Here is an 18,932-nt window from a genome sequence, read left to right as displayed (position 1 = left end):
CGCCGCCCGGCGCGCGCTGCCCGTCGGCTCCTCCGGATCAGGGTGTACATGAAACAAGTGATCGAAGCGCTGCTCGTTGGATCATGGCTTCTGGCGGGCGCCGCGTGCGGCGACGACGGTCCGACCGAGCCGCCCTCGGGCACGGGAGCCGGCGGCAGCTCGGGAGAGGGCGGCAGCGGAGGCAGCGACGCCGGCGCCGGCGGCGCGGGGGGCGGCACCGGGGGCGCCGGGGGCGATGCCGGAGGCGTCCGGTGCGCGGGCTCGGACATCGTCTGTCCCGAGGGCGCGCGGTGCCAGATCGACACGGAGGGCAGGCCGTCGGGCTGCACCGCGACGTGCGACGAGGCGCGCGCCTGCGGCGACGCGGCGTGCTGCAGCCCCGGCGCCTCGTGCGTGGGCGGCGAGTGCATGGCGGCCGACCTCGTGCTCGAGCCCGCGGAGCGCGGCGAGCCCGTCGCGTTCGAGGCGGTCAGCGTCGCCGAGGACGCGTGCGAGGTGCAGCGGGGCTGCGTCGGCGGGAGCGGGCGGCGGGCGCTCATGCGCTTCAACGTCTCGCTCAGGAACGCCGGCGAGGTGCCGCTCGAGCTCGGCGCTCCCTCCGAGAGCGACGTGTTCGAGCCGAACTTCTGCGAGAGCAGCTACGTCGTCCCGCGCCTCTTCCGCGCCGTCCTCAGGCAGGGCGACGCGGTCGCCGCCGAGGCCGAGCTCGACGCGCGCTGCGTCGCGATGGCGAGCGGCCAGTACAGCTGCGACGCGCAGGGCCTCGGGCCCGGCGACCACGTCGAGCAGCCCGGCACCTTCGCGTGCAACGCCCTCGACGTGACCGGGGTTCCGGCCGGGCTCTACGAGCTCGAGATCACCGTCAACCCGCGGAAGACCCTCGCCGAGGCGAGCTTCGACAACAACACGATCGTCCTGCCGGTCGACTACCCGGCGTGCGACGGCACGGTCTGCGGCGGCGCGTGCTGCCCCACCGGCCACGAGTGCAGGGCCGACGTCTGCATGGTGCCCGACCTCGTGCCGGACGAGGGGCGCATCGTCGACACGCTCCGGTTCTCGTACCAGACGTTCCCCGCGGACGCGTGCGAGATCATGGAAGGGTGCATCGGAGGCCCCGGGCGGCGGCACCTGCTCCAGTTCGAGGGGCGCATCGACAACGCAGGGCCCGGCCACGTCGACCCCGGCCCCGAGTTCGACAACCCGCTCTTCGAGTACGCGCAGTGCCACCAGCACTTCCACTTCCTGAACTTCACCGATTACCGGCTGGTCGACGCCGGCGGGGCGGTCGTCACGCAGGGGCACAAGCAGGCGTTCTGCCTGGTCGACATGGCCCCTCTCGACCCCGTGTCGCCGGCGCCGCGGGGCTTCCCGAGCTCGGGGGGCACAGGGTGCAACTTCCTGAGCGCGGGGTGGGCCGACGTCTACGAGGTCGGCACGGCCTGCCAGTGGGTCGACGTGACGGACGTGCCCGAGGGGGACTACGTCCTCCGCGTCGCCGTCAACCCGGCGGGCGCCATCGCCGAACAGTCGCTCGAGAACAACGTGGTCGAGGTGCCGGTCCACGTGCCGGCGTACACGCCCTGCGTGCCCGAGCCGGAGATCTGCGGCGACTTCATCGACCAGGACTGCGACGAGATCCCGGACAACGGCTGCGGGGGCGGCGGAGGGTGCGCGTTCCCGATGCCCGAGCTCTGCGGCAACGACGTCGACGACGACTGCAACGGGGTCCCGGACGACGGGTGCGCGCCGATACCGGGCGCCGATAGCTGCGAGACGCCGGGGGAGCTCACGGACTCGATGAGCTACGCCGCGGAGATCACCGCGGACAACGCGCCGGAGGTGGACCTTTCGTGCGGCGGCGAGGGCGGCGAGGTGTTCTTCCGCTTCACGCTCCCGTCCGAGGAGGTCGTGTACCTCGGCACCCTGGAGTCGGAGATCGACACGGTGCTCGCGGTGCTCGAGGGCGACGGCTGCAGCGGCGCCGCCGTCGGCTGCGCGGCCCGCAGCTGCGGCGAGCTCACGGTGGGCACGAACTTCGCGGCCAGGCTCCCGGCCGGGACTTACACGGTGGTGGTCAAGGCCGTGAGGCCCGGGGCCTCCGGCAGGGTGCGCCTCGCGTTCCAGCGCACGTCGTGCCTCGGCGAGGCTGCCGAGGTGATCGCGGGCAGCGGCCTCGTCAGCGGCGACACGACCGGAAAGCCGATCCCGCCCCGGTCCGCCTGCGGCCCGAGCAGCCCCGAGCAGACGTTCTATGTCCCCGTCTGCCCGGGGCGGGCCGTCGTGGTGTCCTCGTGCGGGCTGACGAGCTTCCCGATGACGATCGAGACCGCGGCCGACGCCTGCGACCCGACCACCGCCCAGTGCTCCAGCCCGTTCAACGCGTGCGCGGGCGATCCCGAGGGGACCAACGCCGCGATCATCGGGACACGGACGGGAGGGGGCCTCGGGGCCATCACCGTGAGTGGACGCACCCCGGTGGACTTCGGGCCGTACCAGCTCTTCGTCACGTCGTTGTAGGGACCGGGCACGCCCCCGGGACCGGGCACACCGCCGGGAGGTGGCCGGGCTGAAACGTGAAGGTGGGAAGGAAAAATCGACGTTCTCTCCGCCTTCGGACCTTCCTGTGAGCTCTCTGGCAGCTGCGACCGGGACCCGCCGGGGGTGATCCGCGCGGCGGCGATCCGGCCTCACCGCGGGCGAAGTTTGCGCTCCGCCTCGGGCGATCTGCGGTAGAACCGCGCGCATGCGAGCCCACCATCCGTCCCAGCGGAGGCGCCTACGGGCGCTCTCGTCCCTGCCGAGCGCGCTCGTCGCCGCGCTCGGCCTGACGTTGCCCGCCTACGCCGCGCCGCCGGCCGCAGCGCCACCGCCCGCGGCGGCGCAGCCCGCGGCGCCGGCGCGACCTGCCGCCAAGGCGGCGGCGGCGCAGCCCGCGGCGGCGCAGCCCGGGGCGAAGCCGGGGGCGGCGGCGCCGGCCGGCGCGGCGGCGGCGCAGCCCGGGGCGAAGCCGGGGGCGGCGGCGCCCGCCTCGGCCAGCGTGAGCGTCATGATCCCGGTCGAGAAGTACACCCTCCCGAACGGGCTCGAGGTGGTCCTGCACGAGGATCGCCGCACGCCCGTCGTGGCCGTCAACGTCTGGTACCACGTCGGCTCCAAGGACGAGCCGAAAGGAAAGAACGGCTTCGCGCACCTCTTCGAGCACCTCATGTTCCAGGGCTCGAAGAACGTCGGCGAGGACATGTTCTTCAAGTACCTGGAGCGCGCCGGCGCGAGCGAGCGCAACGGGACGACCAACGCCGACCGCACGAACTACTTCGAGACCGTCCCGGCCAACGAGCTCGCCCTCGTGCTCTGGCTGGAGAGCGACCGGATGGGGTGGCTGCTCGACCACGCGAACGAGGAGACGTTCGCGAGCCAGCGCAACGTCGTGAAGAACGAGCGCCGCCAGAACTACGAGAACGCGCCCTACGGCCTCGTGCCGCAGTTCATCCGCGCGGCCATGTTCCCGGAGAGCCACCCCTACCACCTGCTGACCATCGGCACGCCCGAGGACCTCGACGCCGCCCGGATGGGCGACGTCCAGGCCTTCTTCAAGACGTTCTACGTGCCGAACAACGCGACCCTCGTGGTCGCGGGCGACATCGACAGGGCCAGGACCAAGGAGCTCATCGACAGGTACTTCAGCTCCCTCCCGAAGGGCGCCCCGCCGCCCGTCGTGTCGAAGCCCGATCCGGGCGACCTCGCGACCGAGAAGCGCCTCGAGATCGAGGCGGACGTGGAGCTGCCCCGCGTGACGATCAGCTGGGTGACGCCGCCGAGCTTCGCGCCCGGCGACGCCGAGCTCGACCTCGTCGCCAACGTCCTCTCGTCGGGCAAGACGAGCCGGCTCTACAAGCGGCTGGTGTACGATCTCCAGATCGCGCAGGACGTCTTCGCGGGCCAGCAATCGAGCCAGCTCGCCAGCACCTTCCAGATCACCGCCACCCTGAAGAAGGGCAAGTCGCCGGAGCAGGCGCTCAAGCTGATCGACGCCGAGCTCGAGAAGCTGCGCAAGGCGCCGCCGACGCAGGACGAGCACGACAGGGCCCGCGCGAAGCTGCTGTCCGACCTCGTCTTCAGCATGGAGCAGGTGACCGCCCGCGCGAACGCCATCAACAACTACAACCAGCTCGCCGGCGACCCGGGGTACTTCCCGAAGGACGTCGCGAGGTACGAGACGGCCACGGCCGCCGACCTGCAGAAGGCGACGGCGGATTTCCTGCCCCAGGGCAAGCGCGTGATCGCCCTCGTGACGCCGAAGCCGGGCGCCCCGAAGGCCGGGCGCCTCGTGAAACAGACCGCAGCGGCGGCGCCGGCGGCGGCGAAGCCCGCGGCAGCGGCGCCGGCGGCGGCGAAGCCCGCGGCGGCGGCGCCGGCGGCAGCGGCGCCGGCGGCGGCGGCGCCGGCGGCGGCGAAGCCCGCGGCGGCACCGGCGAACGACAAGCCTGCGGCGGCACCGGCCGTCAAGAGCCCCGCGGTCGGGAAGCCCGCGGTCGAGAAGCCCGCGGCCGGCACGGCCGCGCCGAAGGGGGGTTGAGCCCATGCGCATGAAACGAATCCTCTCCGTCTCGCTCGCCGCGCTGGCGCTCGCCGCCTGCGCCCAGAAAACGTCGACGCCGCCCGCCACGACAGCGAAAGCGCCGCCCGCGCCGACCTCGGCCGCGCCGCCGGCGCCCCAGCCGCCGGACGCCTTCCGCCGCTCGCCGCCGGCCCCAGGGCCGGAGGTGGTCTTCGTGCCGCCGCGGATCGAGGAGGCGAAGCTCGCGAACGGGATCCGCGTCCTCGTGGTGGAGCGGCACGAGCTGCCGATCGTGGCGGTGGACGTGACCACCGTCCGGGGCGCCGACCAGGCCGCGCCGGGCGTCGGCGCGTTCGCGGGCGCGATGCTCACGCAGGGCACGAAGACCCGCAGCGCGCTCCAGTTCAGCGACGCGCTCGGCAAGCTGGGCGCGAACTTCTCGTCCGGCGTCAACTTCGACGGCGGCGGCGTGCAGGGCGAGAGCCTGGCGCCGCGGTTCGGCGAGATGCTCACGCTGCTCGGCGACGCGTACATGAACCCGGCGTTCGCGCCCGCGGAGATCGAGCGCGAGCGGTCGCGCCGCATCACCCAGCTCGCCGAGATGAACGACCGGCCCGCGTCGCTCCTCTCCATCGCCCAGGGCATGGTCCTCTACCCCGAGGGGCACCCGTACAGCGCGCCGCTGCTCGGCACCGAGGCGGCGCTCAAGAAGATCACCGCGGGCGCCCTCGCGAAGTTCCACGCGGCGCAGTTCCGGCCGGAGCTGACGACGGTGGCCATCGCCGGGAACATCACCAAGGCCGACGCGGTGAAGGAGGTGGAGCGGGTCTTCGGCGCCTGGAAGGGGCCGAACGGCGCGCCGCCGGTCCCGGCGCAGGCGGAGCTCCCCGCGGATCCACCGGCGCTCGGCGCGGGCGCGCCGCGCATCGTGCTCGTCGACCGGCCCGGGCTCACGCAGTCGACGGTGACGGTGACGCTGCCGGGCGTGCCGCGCGCGACGAAGGACTACGACGCGATCCTCGTGATGAACACCCTGCTCGGGGGGCAGTTCTCGAGCCGGCTCAACCTGAACCTGCGCGAGAAGCACGCCTACACCTACGGCGCGCGCTCCGGCTTCGACATGCGCCACGGCGCCGGCCCGTTCGCCGCCGGCGGCGCGGTGGTGCGGGAGAACACCGGCCCCGCCGTGCGGGAGATCTTCGCGGAGATCGACCGGATGCGGAGGGAGCCGGTCACGCTCGAGGAGCTCGCGGACGCCAAGGCGAACCTCATCCGCCAGCTGCCGGCCCGCTTCGAGACGGCAGGGGCGACCGCGTCGACCGTGGCGAGCCTCGCGGTCTACGATCTGCCGCTCGACGAGTTCGGGACGCGACCGGCGAGGATCCAGCGGATCACGCCCGAGGACGTGCAGCGCGTCGCGCAGAAGTACCTCGCGCCCGAGCAGCTGCGGGTCGTCCTGGTGGGCGATGCCAGCGCCGTCGGAGAGCAGCTCTCGGCGCTGCAGCTCGGTCCGGTCACCGTGCAGAAGGCGCCCGGCGTGACGGCGGGACAGCCGCCGGCGGCGGCGCAGCAGGCCGGAAAGCCGGCGGCGCCCGCGCAGCCCGCCGCGCCCCAGGCCGGAAAGCCCGCGGCGCCCGCGCAGCCCGCGGCGCCTCAGGCCGGAAAGCCCGCGGCGCCCGCGCAGCCCGCCGCGCCCCAGGCCGGAAAGCCCGCGGCGCCCGCGCAGCCCGCCGCGCCCAAGGCGACTCCCCCCGCAACGAAGAAGCCGTGAGGTACGCCGCCCCGCTCGCGTGCGCGTGCGCGCTGGCGTGGAGCACGCCCGCCGCCGCGCAGGTGGGCCCGGCGGCCCCGGACTGGGCCTTCGGGGCGCCAGTCGGCGAGGTGGCCGTCGCCGCGGCCTGCACCGCCTCGCTCGCGACGTACCTGCTCCCGCAGCGCCGCTCGGCGTGGGGCGCCGCCTCCAGCGAGGAGCGCAACGAGACGATCGGCATCGCCAGCGACATCACGGGCGCCACCCTGGGCACGCTGCTCCTCCTCGGCAGCGGGTACGCCCTGGAGGGCAGCTACCTCGCGGGCGCCGGTGTCCACGACCCCTACTCCCGCGCGCTCAGGACGTCGCTGATCGAGATGGAGGCAGCGGCGCTGTCGACCGGCCTCTCGAACATGATCAAGCGCCTGTCGGGCCGGTGCCGGCCGCGCTCGTGGAAGACGGATCGATGCGGCGACACCGACCTCGATTTCGACGCCTTCCCGTCCGGCCACACGACCCCGGTCGCGGCCATCGCGGGCGCGCGCCTCAACCTCGCGCTGCGCACGACCGGCGACGCCGCGCCGCGCCTCGGCGCGCTCGCCCTCGCCGAGGTGGCCACCGTCGTGACGATGGCCCTGCGGATCGGCTCGGGCGCGCACTCGTGGCAGGACGTCGGCGCCGGCATGATCCTGGGCCACGTGACGGGCTTCGCGATCGCGGCCATCCACCCGATCCAGCCGACCCGGACGCCGTCTGCGGCAGGCGCGCTGCCCGAGCCGGCTCCGGAGCCCGCGGCGATCACCTGGTCGTGGGCGTTCTGAACAAGGACGCTCGCGGGCGCGCGGGCGGACCGCGATCCATGGTGCGGCCATGCCCATCTTCGAGAAGCGCACGCGCATCGCCGCGCCCCCTGAACGGGTCTTCGCCTTCCACGAGGAGCCCGACGCCCTCGAGCGCCTCACGCCCCCCTGGGAGCACGCGCGCGTCCTCGAGAAGACCGGCGGGATCCTCGTCGGCGCGCGCGTGATGATGGAGACGCGCGTCGGCCCTGTCCCGCTGCGCTGGGTCGCCGAGCACACGCAGTACGAGCAGGGCCGGATGTTCCAGGACACGCAGCGCAGCGGGCCCTTCAAGCGCTGGGTCCACACCCACCGCACGGACCCCGACGGCGCCGGCGGCTGCTACCTCACCGACCACGTGGACTACGAGCTGCCGCTCGGCGCGATCGGCCGCCTCGGCGGCGAGCGGTTCGTCCGCCGCAAGCTGGAGCGGATGTTCGACTACCGCCACGAGGTGACGCGGCGGGCGTGCGAGGCGCCGCCGCGGTGAGAGGCGCAGCGCGGCCCGCCAGCGCGTCGATCGCGCCCGCGCCTCCGCCACGTCGCGCCGAGCATCACGCCTTGACCATGCCCCGTGCCGGGAACGCGTCGCGGCGCCCTGCCCTTCAGCCCGCTGTCACCGGCGCGGATCGCCCTCGGGCCGCCCGCCCGGATGCGCCGGATCGAACTGAGCCGGCCGGTCGTTCTGCGGTCCGTCTGCCGTGTATCCCCGCTGCGACGCCCCCTGCTGGCGGGCGATCTGCTCGACGTCGCTCGAGCCTTGCGTGGTCTCGTCGTTCAGCTGCCGCGTCGGCGCTCCCGGCTCCTGCTGCTCGCCGCCGATCTGCTGCTGAGCCTGCTGGCCCGGTCCTGCGTGCTCTTTCGTGGGTTCCATGATCGGACCCTGGAGCCCGATCGCTGCGTGTAAAGCCCCCGTTGCCAAGGCAGACGCCGGATCCAAGATCTTCACGATGCCGCGGCGCGCGGCGACGCCAAGGAGAACGAGCATGGCTATCTACCGTTGCGGCCGCTGCGGCTCGATCAACCGGGTCGCGGACCAGCGGGTCAAGGACCGGCCCCTCTGTGGCCGCTGCAAGGCTCATCTCGACACGACGGGCGCCCCGCAGCCGGTGGACGGGGCCGCGCTCGAGCAGACAATCGCGAGCTCTCCCATCCCCGTCCTGGTCGACTACTGGGCCACCTGGTGCGGGCCTTGCCGCGTCGTCGCGCCCGTCCTCGACGAGCTGGGTCGCGGAAACGCGGGCAAGGTGCTGGTCCTGAAGCTCGACATCGACGCCGATCGGGCGGAGGCCGAGCGCCGGCGGATCCAGGGGGTGCCGACGTTCGTGCTCTTCCACGGAGGGCGCGAGGTCGACCGCCGCAGCGGCGTGACCTCGCGCGCCGATCTGGAGCGCTGGATCGCGAGCCGGGCCGGACAGCCCCCCGTGCGCGCAAGCCACGCCTGAGCCGCCGCGACAGGCCACGAGCGCGCGCCGGACTGGCCTCTCGAGACGTGGAGAAGCGCCGCGCGCTGGTGCGCCAACACGGGTGCTCTGCTGGTGCTCTTCGGTGAAGCACTCCAGCCCTGGTAGGGTCGGCGCGACGGCGAACGAGTCGTGTATTCCGCGCAGGTCGACGCGTCCATTCCGGTTTCTGCGCGGCCACGGAACACAGCAGTCATGTCGTCTCGAGAGACGAGCAGAACTTGGCCGGTGACCACCATTCTCGCGTAGTCACGGCGTCGTGCCGAGCACACCGCACGAGGTCCTGATCGTCGCCATGCGCGAGCAGCCGGGGTTGCTCGGCGCGCTCGTCTCCAGGCTCACCGGCGTGCAGCTGCCGCGGAGCCTCAAACCGACCGACGCCACGCTCCGCTTCGTCAAGCCCGCGGAGCTGCGGCTGGATCTCGTCCTCCAGGGCGGCCGGCGCCGCTGGGTCCTCGTCGAGCTGCAGCGCAGCGTCGACCCGGCCAAGCGCCGCCGGTGGCCCCTCGCGGCCAGCCTTCTCTTCAGCCAGACCGGCGCGCTCGGCGACGTGATCGTCATCACCGCGCGCCGCGCCGTCGCCCGCTGGGCCGAGCGCGTGGCCTGCGTGCGCACGCGCCTCGGGACCACGCTCCAGCTCAAGCCGGTCGTGCTTCACCTCGGCGCCGCCGAGAGCAAGGCGCTGCTCGACGAGCGCCGCCCGGAGCTCGCGCTCTTCGCGGCCTGGGCCATGCAACACCGCCATGGGCCCGCGGCGCGCGCCGTCGTCGAGCGCGCGTTCGAGCTGACCGAGCGGCTACCGCGCGCGTTGCGACGGGCCCAGCAGCGTGCGATCCTGTCCGTGCTCAGCGAGCGGATGCTGGAGCTCCTCAGGGAGGCCTCGATGAACCCCGACAAGATCCCCGAAACTCCCGCTGCCAGGAAGCTGCGCCTCTTCCTCGAAGCGCAGGGACGGAAGAAGGGGCGCGCAGAGGGCGAGGCCAAAGGGCGCGCAGAGGGGCGCGCAGAGGGCGAGGCCAAGGGGCGCGCAGAGGGCCGGCAGGACGCGCTCATCACGCTGCTGCGGGCGCGCGGGCTCGCGCCGTCGCCGGACGATGAGGCGCGCATCCGGGGCTGCGCCGACGCGGCGAAGCTCGACCGCTGGATCGCGCGGGCTGCCACGGCCACCACGGTGCGCGAGGCCCTCGGGACGCGGACCCAGGGCGCCAGGGCTCGCCCCCGCCCGCCGGGCCGCTCGCGTCCGACACCCGCGCCGCGCTCCTGAGCCGCGCCGCGCTGGCCCCACGGCGGCTCTCGACCGTACAGCAGCGCCGACGCGCCCCTCAGGTCGGCCTCAGATCGTCCCCGGGGCGCGACGAGGAGCGCTCCTCCCCCTCAGGTCGTTTCCGGGGCGCGCGACGGGGAGCGCGCCTCCCCCCGCCCGAACGCCGCCGCGGCCGCCCCGCCGCGCGCCGCGCGGTAGCGCGCCAGCTCGCCGAACTGCGCGAGCCGGGCGCGCACGATGTTCCTGCTGATCCCGAGCAGCCGCGCCGTCTGGAGCTGGTTGCGATCGCAATAGCGGTACGCCGTCCGGATGATCGTCTCCTCGATCTGCTCGTGCAGGTTCGGCAGGTTCTGCTCGAACAGCGCCAGCAGCGCGCCCTCCAGCGACGCCGCCTGCTGCGTCGGCCTGACCTGCGACTGCGAGTCAACGTCCGCCGCCCACCGGTCGCCCCCCCGGTCCGAAGGAGGAGGCAACGTCGCCGTCCTCGGCTGGAGCGCGGTGAGGCGGAGGTCCGCCACCGTGATCTGGTGGCCCTTGCAGACCAGGAGCGCGTGGTGGATGGCGTTCTCGAGCTCCCGGATGTTGCCGGGCCACGGGTGCTCCAGGAGCCGCGCCGCCGCCTCCGCCGTCAGCGCGGCCGGCGCCGAGCCGAGCCGCTGCGCGTAGAGATCGACGAAGTAGCGCGCCAGCGGGAGGATGTCGCCCGGCCGCTCGCGCAGCGGCGGGAGCGACAGCGTCGCCACGTTGAGCCGGTAGAACAGGTCCTCGCGGAACTTCCGCGCGGTCACCGCCTCCTCCAGGTCCACGTTGGTCGCCGCGATGAGCCGCACGTCGATCGGGATCGGCTGGCGCGAGCCGAGCCGCACCACCTCGCGCTCCTGCAGCACCCGGAGCAGCTTCACCTGGAGCGGCAGCGAGAGATCCCCGATCTCGTCGAGGAAGAGCGTGCCGCCGTCCGCCGCCTCGAACCACCCCGCCTTCGAGGTCGTCGCCCCGGTGAAGGCGCCCTTCTCGTGACCGAACAGCTCGCTCTCGACCAGCGACTCCGACCAGGCGCCGCAGTTCACCGCCACGAACGGCCGGCCACGGCGGTGGCTCAGCGCATGGATGTGGCGCGCGACGAGCTCCTTGCCCGTGCCGGTCTCCCCCGTCACGAGCAGCGTCGCGTCGCTCGGCGAGAGCTGCCGGATCCGATCGAGGATCGCCTGCGACCGCGGATCCTCGAAGACGAGCGCCTTGGCGCGCAGCGAAAGAGCCAGGGCCCCCGGGTTGGGAAGCGTGAGCAACGGCATCGTCATCGGGCTTTACTCACCATGATAGCGGATGTTCCGTCCATTATAACGGACGCCATGGCCGAGCGCCAGCGTCTTGTGGGGGCGTGACCCTAGGGGCGCCCCCGGCGCGCGGGAGCCGCGCGGCGCGTCACGCCTCGAGGAGGTAGCTGCGCACCTCGTCGGTGAGCGCCTTGATGTCGCTGTCGGTGCGGGAGCGGGGGCGCGGCACGTCGACGGGGACGACGCGCTTGATGCGCCCGGGCCGCGGCTCGAGCACCACCACCCGATCGCCCAGGAACACGGCCTCCTCGACGTCGTGCGTGACGAGGATCATCGTGATCTGCTCCTTCTGCCAGATGCGCTGGAGCTCCTGCTGCAGCTTCGTGCGGGTCAGCGCGTCGAGCGCGCCGAAGGGCTCGTCGAGGAGCAGGATGCCCGGCCTGTTGACCAGCCCGCGCGCGATCGCCGCCCGCTGCGCCATGCCGCCGGACAGCTGGTGCGGGTAGGCCCGCTTGAACGCCGACAGGCCCACGAGCTCGAGGTGCTCGTCGACCGCGCGGGTCTTCTCGGCCTGCGGCCACGTCGAGCTCTCGAGCCCGAGCGCGACGTTCTGCTCGATGGTGAGCCAGGGGAACAGCCGGTGCTCCTGGAAGACGATGCCCCGGTCGAGGCTCGTCCCCTCGACGCGCGCGCCGCCGACGAGGATGTCGCCCTGGTAATCGCTGTCCAGCCCGACGAGGAGCCGGAGGAGCGTCGATTTGCCGCAACCGCTCGTGCCCACGACGCTGATGAACTCGCCGGGCTGGATGGTCAGGCCGATCCCCTGGAGGACCTGCAACGACTCGTCTTTGACAACGTATTTCTTGCTGACGTCGCGAATGTTGATGACTCCGGGCGAGCTCATGACTTGTTCCTCCAAGGGTTTTCACACGCCGCGGACGCGCCATCGCAGCAGGCGGTCCTCCGCGGCCGTGGCCAGCACGTTCAGGCCGAAGCCCACGAGGCCGGACACGATCAATCCGACCAGCACCACATCCATGGCGAAGCGCTCGCGCCCGTCGACCATCAGGCTGCCGACGCCGGGGGCGGGCTCGAGCAGGTACTCGGCCCCGAGGGTGCCGAGCCAGGCGTAGATGAGCGCCTGATGGAAGCCGGCGAAGAGCGAGGGCGTCGCCGACGGCAGGATGACCTTGCGGAGCACCTGCCACCGCGAAAAGCGGAGGACGCGCGCCACCTCGATGTGCTCGACACCGACGCTCCGCACGCCCTCGTAGGTGTTCACGACGACCGGGTAGAAGGCCGAGAGCGCGATGAAGGCGACCTTCGCCGGCTCGCCCACGCCGAGCCACACCGACATGAGCGGGATCCACGCGAACAGCGCGACCTGCTTGGCGGCGTGGAAGCTCGGCGAGAAGAGCCTGTCGGCGACGCGCGAGACGGCGAGGAGGCCGCCGACGGCGACGCCCGCCGCGGTCCCGAGCGAAAGCCCGAGGAGATCCCGGGTCAGGCTGGCCCGGAGGTGGTCCCGGAGCTCCCCGCTCTCGTGCAGCCCTCTCGCGGCCTCCCAGACCGCGAGCGGCGGGACGAGGATGCGGGTGTTGGCGAGCTCGTAGCGGCAGACGACGATCCAGGCGAGGACGACGACGATGGGCAGGACCAGGCCGCGCAGCCGCGGCGTGGCCAGAGCATGGGTGATGGCGCTCATGTTCGATCCGAGGGAGTGTGCGAGGGTCACAGGGCGGCGCGCCGCCAGCGGAGGAGGCGGGCCTCGATCGTCTCGAGCCCCTTGTCGAGCGCGAGCCCGAGGACCCCCACGACGAGGATCGCCGCGAGCACCACGTCGAGCTGGAAGAGCTGGCGGCCCCAGACGATCAGGAACCCGACGCCCTCGGAGGACGCCAGGAGCTCGACCGTGACGAGCGACAGCCACGCTTGCGTGAGGCCGTACCGGACGCCGACGGCGATCGACGGGACGGCGGCGGGGAGCACGACCCTCCGGAGCAGCTGGATATTGCTGAACCGGAAGACGCGCGCGACCTCGATGTACGACCGGGGGACGCTCTTGATGCCCTGGAGCGTGTTCAGCGCCACCGGGATGAGGCTGGCCTGCGCGATGAGGACGAGCTTGAGCGACTCGCCGATGCCCAGCACCATCATGAACAGCGGCAGCCACGCGAGGACGGGGACCTGCGCGAGCGCCTTGAAGAGCGGGTGGACATAGTCCTCGGTGCGCCGCGAGAGCCCCATGGCGACGCCGAGCAGCAGGCCGGCCGCGCCGCCGATGGCGAAGCCGCCGAAGACGCGCCCGAGGCTGATCGCGATGTTCGAGTGCAGATCTCCCGAGCTCGCGAGCTCGGTCAGCGTCTGGACGACCAGCCCCGGCGCCGGCAGGATCTGCGCCGGGATCAGCTCGCGCTCCGAGGCGTATCGCCACGCGAGGAGGAGCGCCGCCGGGAAGATGAGCCCCACGGCGACGTTGCCCACCCGGCGCGACAGGAGGCGCGCGGCGCCGCCCGCGGGCAGCGCCACCTCGGGCGCCGCGAGCTTGTAGGCGGCCTGGGCCTGGCTTTCTTGAATTCCCTGCTGCGTCATCTTGAGTGCCTTTCTGTTGTGGTCGGCCGCCCTGCCGCGCGCGCGGCGAGACCGCCGCGCGCGCGCCGCCCTCATTGCCTGCCGGGGTGCTTCTGCTTCCCGCTCGCGTCGAACTCGGGCCAGTAGCCCTCGAGGCTCAGCTCCTTGAGCGCCGCGTTCAGGAACCTCAGATCGATCCACGAGTCGACGTCGAACGTGTTCCTGATCAGGCCGAACCGCTTCGCGTCGGCGACGGCCGCCTTGTAGCGGGAGATCAGGTACTCATCGAACAGCGGGCTCGCGCGCACCTTGAGCGAGTCGCCCGTCTGGTCCGCCTTGAAGTTCGAGTACGGCACGCCCGACTTGGACCAGAGCTGATAGATGGGCGCCGGGTTCGCCTCGTTCTGCGCGATCCAGTGGGCCGCCTGCACCACGACCTTCACGACGCGCCTGGTCACGTCCGGGTATTTGTTCGCGAAATCTTCGGTGACGATCAGGTGTGCGTGCCGCAGGTACGCCGGCGAGTCGTTCTTCGTCGAGTAGACGATCTTCGCGATGCCCTGGTCCTGGAGCGTGAGGAGGTCGTACCCGCCGAACGCCGCGTCGATGTCCCTGGTGGCGAGCGCCGCCTTCGCCGTCGCGGAGTCCATGTTGAGGATCCGGAGATCGCGCTCGGTGAGCCCGCTGCCCGCGAGGATCTTGTTGACGGCGAGCTGGAGGTTCGTGCCCTTGAAGAGGGCGACCTTCTTGCCCTTGAGGTCAGCGAGCGACGAGATCGACGAGTCTGACGGGACGGCCAGGTAGGTGTGCTGGCGCGTCGACACCCCGGCGAGGAGCTTCGTCTTGAGCCCTCCTGCCCTGCCGATGCTGGACGGCAGGTCTCCCTGGAGCGCGAAGTCGAGGAGCCCGTTCGCGTACGCCTCGTTGACGGCGGGCCCGGCGCCCTTGAAGAAGGACCACTGGATCTTGATGTTGTCCTTCTTGAACTCCTCCTCGAGGAGCCCGCGCGCGTGCACCACGCTGAGGCTGCTCCCCCCCACGAACGGTCGGTTCCCGATCCCCACCCCGGCGAACGCGATCCGGATGACGCCAGGCGCATCCGCCCGAGCCACCTGCGCCGAAAAGGTCAAGACCGCCGCGATGAATATCTGAAGTATGACAAGCACCCGTCTCATATTCTTCCTCTCTGAATTCTCTGCATCTCGCCGTGAAAACCGCCGCCAGAGCGATGCTCTCCCGCACAGGAGACGGGCCCAGATCGGCGTTTTCGGCGCGGAGGCGCACTCCAGTGCGCTGAGCACCGAAAACGTCGAGGTGGGCCCGTATCCGAAGCGGGTGAGCATCGCTCAGAAGCCGCCTTGCAGCTGCGCGAGCAGCTCGTGCTGGGCGCCCTCTTTGTTGGTGCGGTCGTCTCGGCGGTTGAGGTTGAGCTGGAACTTCGTCGTCTCCGCGAAGAAGACGTTGAAGCCGAGCGTGTACACGTCGACCCGGTTCTCCAGCACCTCGGTGCTCGGGTCGAAGAGGTCGACGCGGATGAACGGTTGGTAGGTCTTCGGCCACCAGTCGTCGTACCGGCCCTGGTTCCGGTAGCCCCTCAGGAACTGCTCACCCCAGTTGTAGAAGACGGTCGCCACGTGCGACAGGCTCGAGAGCCTCGTCTTCTGGGGGTCCTCCGGCGTGGTCCCGAGCGTCACGTCGTCCTGGCCGTAGATGAACTCGTAGGTGAGGCCGATCGGGTAATGGTTGTAGTAGATGTCACCGCCGTAGCGGCGCTTGACGCCCTTGCCGGACAGCGTCTTCTTCTCGTCCTTGAGGAAGGTGTTCTGCCAGCCGATGTACGCGCTCCCGCCGAGCGTGATCTGGCGAAGAATGGAGTTGTACTCGGACGGCACCGTGAACGCGAGCCGACCGATGATGTCCTTCTCGCTGTTGTCGTCGGGCGTGTTCGGCCCGCTCCCGTTGACGAGGCCCACGGCGTAGGCGAGGACGGGCGCGCGGTAGTTGTAGCCGTAGTCCACCTGCGGCAGCACGTCGCCCCGGACGATGAGGCCGAGGTCGCGCCGGTTGAGCCCGAGCTTCGTCGTGAACTGCGCGTTGGTGATCACCGGCTTGAGCTCCTCGCTCGCCGGGACCTCCAGGCCGAACGGCAAGAGCTGCTGGCCGAGCGTGACTTGCAGGACCCAGTCCTCGGGGGCGAGGGTGGGCAGCACGGAATACGAGAGCTGGGCGTCCAGCAGGTTGAGGAAGCTGTTGTTGCTCGCCTGCTGGGGCGAGGCGCCGAAGCGCAGCGAGTAGGTCAGGTTCCGCCCTTCCTCGTAGTCCTTGTAGAGGATCCCGTTGAACGAGAGGAGCGCCGCGCCGATGTCGAACGTCACCTTGCGGTCGTTCGAGGTCGCCGTGGTCACCGGCTGCTCCGTCCACCCGATGCGCGTCTGGACGACGCCGCCGATGAGGAGCGAGCGGGTCGAGATGGCGGTGTGGAGATCGCGCTCGCGCTGCCACTGGAACTTGAAGTTCTCGAGGTCGGTGACCAGCCCTTGCAGGTCGTCCCGCGTGGCGACGTTGGGATCGGGCTCGACGAAGGCCTCGGCGGCCGCATCTCCCGCGGGCGCGGCGCCCGGGGCGGGCTCGCCCGGGGCGGCGCCGGGGGCGGCCGGGGCGGCCGCTGCGGTGCCTGGCGTGGCCGCGGCGCCCGGCGTGGGCGTCGCGGCGCCGGCGGGGGCCTGCGCGGCGCCCGCCGGCGCAGGAGCGGCGGCGCCGGGCGCGGGGGCGGGGCCAGCGGGCGCCGGGGTCGCGCCGCGAGGAGGCGTGGCCGCGCCGGCGGGCGCAGGGGCAGCGCCCGCAGGCGCAGGCGCGGGGCGCTCCCCCTGGGGCCGCGCGGGCGGGTTCTGCGCGCTGGCCTCGGTCACGCAGAGGGCGAGGGTCGTCGCGAGGATCGTGGAGATAGCTGTTCTTGAACGGTCGAGCAGACGCATGAATGGATCCAAAGAGGTTCGTTTTTTCGAGTTCACCCCCGCGCGGGGCCGCTTCCGCCGGCCCCGCCCAGCGCTTCTCCGTCAGGCCGCCTTGCTCTTCGGCAGCTTCTGCTCGACCGCGGTCCCCGCGAAGAAGCCGGGGTTCTTGCCGGCGAAGAAGCTGTAAGGATGGGTGAACACGAGATCGCGGAAGTTCTCCTCCGTGAGCGCCCCCCGCTCGACGAGGCTCCATGTGTCCGCGAGGACCTCGGTCAGATCCGGCACGTCCCAGTGGCCGCTGTCGGACGCCCAGAAGGCGTTGAGCTGCACGCCGAGCGGGTTGACCTTCGTGTTGAACGCATACGCGATCGTCGGGTCGTCCGCCTCCGAGCCGAAGTAGAAGTTCGGCACGTACCGGTCGCGGATGTCCTCGATCCGCTCGATGCCCGCCGCCGCGAAGTCGTCGAGCGCGCCCGGGTCCTGCGGCTGGCGGCGCGAGTTGTTCGACACGCCGAGCGCCCCGCCGAGGACGGCGTTGATGTCGCCGAGCCGCGCCTCGACCTCCTGGCCGCCGTACTGCTGGTACAGCGCGTAGAGCAGCTTCGCGTCGATGAGGTCAGGGTTGTAGTTCTGGACGGCCTTGCCGTTGCGCTTCTCCCAGTGGCCGACGAGGTCGGCGAAGAGCGTCGCGCCCCACGCCGCGCCGCCCTCGAGGAAGCCGACGCGGAGGTCGGGGAACCGCCGGGTCACGCCGCTGAAGAAGAGCGACTTCGCGAGCGCCTCGGAGGCGGAGGCGAAGTGGCCGATGTGATTGTACATGTAGCTGGAGACCGAGCTGCGGCTGGTCCACCCCATCCCGGCAGAGTGGGTGGTCAGCACGGTCTTGAGCTCGACCGCCTTGGCCCAGAACGGGTCGTAGTTGTATTCGCTGTCGACGCCGAACGTGTCGAGCCAGTTCGCGTGCCGCGCGACGTCCGGATGGTGGCGGGACGGGTACTTCTCGGCCACGGCGCGGACGGGCCGGCGGAGGTTGCCCGGGATGAGCGCGACCTTGAGGCCGAGCTCGCGCACGGCGAACTCGAGCTCCTCGACCCCCTCCTCCGGCGTGTGCAGCGGGATGGCGGCGACCGGCGTGAGGCGGTCGGCGTACGGCCGGTACGCGTCGGCGTGGTACGCGTTGACCGCGCGGATGAGCACCCGGCGCAGGTCCTCCTTGCCGACGTGGGTGGCGAAGGTGGAGACGTTCGGGAACAGGACGGCGAAGTCCGTCCCCGACTCGCCGAGCCGCTCGTGCAGCAGCCTGGGCAGCGACACGGTGGCGAGATCGAGGGTGTTCTTGGTCGGCAGGGCCCACCACGGCGGGCGGACCGAGCGCTGCGCGGCGCGCTGCTCGGGCGTGAGCTCGTACCACTCGTTGCTCAGGTAGCCGAAGCCCCGGTTGATCGCCTGGCGGAACTCGTCGACGTACTTCGCGCCGCCGTACTTCGCGATGTAATCCTCGAGGATCGGCGCGAACTCGATCGTGTGCAGATCGGTGTCGATGACCGGGTAATCGAGCTTGTCGCGCACCGCCCGCGAGCGAGAGGTCTTCTTGCCGTCTTTCAGCGAGAGGTGAGAGGATGAGATGCTCATGTCGATGATCTCCATGGCGCGGTCGCGCGCCCGCGCGGTCGTCGGCTGCGCTGGGCAGCCGCGGTCAAGGCGTGATGGGGCGGCGCGCCGGACAGGCGCCCGCTCCCGTGTCCTGGTGACGTGAGAGGCCTGCGAGCTAGAGCGCCGCGAGCGCGGCGCCCGGACAGCGCGTGGCGGTCCATCGCTCGACGTCGGCGCCGCTCCGGCGGAGCGCAACGCGCGGCGAGCGCCCGCGGAGCGAGCGCCCGCGCGCCGGCGCGTCGCCCCCGGCGCGGAGCTGCACGACGGCCAGCGCGCCCGCGAGGGCGCTTGTCATGGTCGTGCTGGCGAGGACGAGTGAAATCGCGTCGAGCGCGACCACTGGAGTTTTCATGGCTGCCTTCAGATGTGCTGTCGCCCTGACGCGTTGCATTGCGCGGACCACGCCCTCGTGAGGGCCAGAGGGCGCCCGCATCGCGGCCGCGCCCGCCCTTCCTGAGCGCCGTCCCGGGGGAAGAGACAGAGGAGGCCCGAATGGCCGGACGCCTCCCGGCGGCGAAGGAAGATCAGCGGAGCGCAGCAGGCGCCGCGCCCCCTGTCAGGAGAGCAAATCGATGTACGTTGCTCCCCGGTGCCTACGTTCTGCAT

General features: G+C 71.9%; 16 protein-coding genes. 7 read left to right on the top strand and 9 right to left on the bottom strand.

The features are described 5' to 3' along the window. Positions 1-48 precede the first annotated feature (48 nt). The 5 genes from WME85_RS09660 (at position 49) to WME85_RS09640 (ending at position 7,637) form a co-directional block, all read left to right on the top strand. Positions 49-2,517 (top strand): lysyl oxidase family protein, encoded by a 2,469-nt coding sequence (locus WME85_RS09660; protein ID WP_437837301.1) that lies wholly within the window; start codon positions 49-51, stop codon positions 2,515-2,517. 226 nt (positions 2,518-2,743) lie between these two features. Continuing rightward, the gene (locus WME85_RS09655; protein WP_437837300.1) at positions 2,744-4,576 is read left to right on the top strand and encodes a M16 family metallopeptidase; all 1,833 of its coding nucleotides are present in this window, start codon (positions 2,744-2,746) and stop codon (positions 4,574-4,576) included. A 4-nt stretch (positions 4,577-4,580) separates the two neighbouring features. Then, positions 4,581-6,329: a M16 family metallopeptidase gene (locus WME85_RS09650; protein WP_437837299.1), complete on the top strand. Its 1,749-nt coding sequence runs from the start codon at positions 4,581-4,583 to the stop codon at positions 6,327-6,329. Then, positions 6,326-7,129: a phosphatase PAP2 family protein gene (locus tag WME85_RS09645; RefSeq protein ID WP_437837298.1), complete on the top strand. Its 804-nt coding sequence runs from the start codon at positions 6,326-6,328 to the stop codon at positions 7,127-7,129. Before WME85_RS09650 ends, WME85_RS09645 begins: the two co-directional genes overlap by 4 nt. A gap of 49 nt (positions 7,130-7,178) precedes the next feature. Then, complete coding sequence (locus WME85_RS09640; RefSeq protein ID WP_437837297.1) at positions 7,179-7,637, top strand: SRPBCC family protein; 459 nt, start codon at positions 7,179-7,181, stop codon at positions 7,635-7,637. 126 nt (positions 7,638-7,763) lie between these two features. Here WME85_RS09640 and WME85_RS09635 read toward each other — a convergent pair whose 3' ends face one another. Beyond that, positions 7,764-8,021, bottom strand: a complete 258-nt coding sequence (locus WME85_RS09635) for a hypothetical protein (protein ID WP_437837296.1) — start codon at positions 8,019-8,021, stop codon at positions 7,764-7,766. Positions 8,022-8,133: 112 nt separating this feature from the next. Between WME85_RS09635 and trxA the strand changes: the two genes are divergently transcribed. Beyond that, positions 8,134-8,592 (top strand): thioredoxin, encoded by a 459-nt coding sequence (gene trxA, locus WME85_RS09630; protein ID WP_437837295.1) that lies wholly within the window; start codon positions 8,134-8,136, stop codon positions 8,590-8,592. Between the two features lie 277 nt (positions 8,593-8,869). After that, entirely contained in the window at positions 8,870-9,874 is a 1,005-nt protein-coding gene (locus WME85_RS09625; protein ID WP_437837294.1) for a hypothetical protein, read from the top strand. Between the two features lie 110 nt (positions 9,875-9,984). On the opposite strand, the gene WME85_RS09620 is transcribed toward WME85_RS09625, so the two are convergent. The 8 genes from WME85_RS09620 to WME85_RS09585 form a co-directional block, all read right to left on the bottom strand. Then, on the bottom strand, positions 9,985-11,166 hold the full coding sequence (locus WME85_RS09620) for a sigma-54 interaction domain-containing protein (protein WP_437842263.1): 1,182 nt from the start codon (positions 11,164-11,166) through the stop codon (positions 9,985-9,987). A 130-nt stretch (positions 11,167-11,296) separates the two neighbouring features. After that, on the bottom strand, positions 11,297-12,052 hold the full coding sequence (locus WME85_RS09615) for an ABC transporter ATP-binding protein (RefSeq protein WP_437308815.1): 756 nt from the start codon (positions 12,050-12,052) through the stop codon (positions 11,297-11,299). Between the two features lie 21 nt (positions 12,053-12,073). Further along, entirely contained in the window at positions 12,074-12,853 is a 780-nt protein-coding gene (locus WME85_RS09610; RefSeq protein WP_437837293.1) for an ABC transporter permease, read from the bottom strand. A gap of 26 nt (positions 12,854-12,879) precedes the next feature. Next, complete coding sequence (locus WME85_RS09605) at positions 12,880-13,740, bottom strand: ABC transporter permease (RefSeq protein ID WP_437837292.1); 861 nt, start codon at positions 13,738-13,740, stop codon at positions 12,880-12,882. Positions 13,741-13,811: 71 nt separating this feature from the next. Continuing rightward, positions 13,812-14,894, bottom strand: coding sequence for an ABC transporter substrate-binding protein (locus WME85_RS09600; RefSeq protein ID WP_437837291.1), 1,083 nt, complete (start codon positions 14,892-14,894; stop codon positions 13,812-13,814). Between the two features lie 171 nt (positions 14,895-15,065). Continuing rightward, complete coding sequence (locus tag WME85_RS09595) at positions 15,066-16,694, bottom strand: hypothetical protein (protein ID WP_437837290.1); 1,629 nt, start codon at positions 16,692-16,694, stop codon at positions 15,066-15,068. An 81-nt stretch (positions 16,695-16,775) separates the two neighbouring features. Next, positions 16,776-18,305 (bottom strand): amidohydrolase family protein, encoded by a 1,530-nt coding sequence (locus WME85_RS09590; RefSeq protein ID WP_437308810.1) that lies wholly within the window; start codon positions 18,303-18,305, stop codon positions 16,776-16,778. A 136-nt stretch (positions 18,306-18,441) separates the two neighbouring features. Next, positions 18,442-18,678 carry a hypothetical protein gene (locus WME85_RS09585; RefSeq protein ID WP_437837289.1) on the bottom strand — a complete coding sequence of 79 codons (237 nt, stop codon included), beginning with the start codon at positions 18,676-18,678 and terminating at the stop codon, positions 18,442-18,444. Between the last annotated feature and the right edge of the window lie 254 nt (positions 18,679-18,932).

Source organism: Sorangium sp. So ce1153 (genome assembly GCF_051521595.1).
In the GTDB taxonomy this organism is placed as follows: Bacteria; Myxococcota_A; Polyangia; order Polyangiales; family Polyangiaceae; genus Sorangium.
The sequence above is the reverse complement of the archived record's forward strand: the minus strand, read 5'-3'. Positions and strand labels throughout refer to the sequence as shown.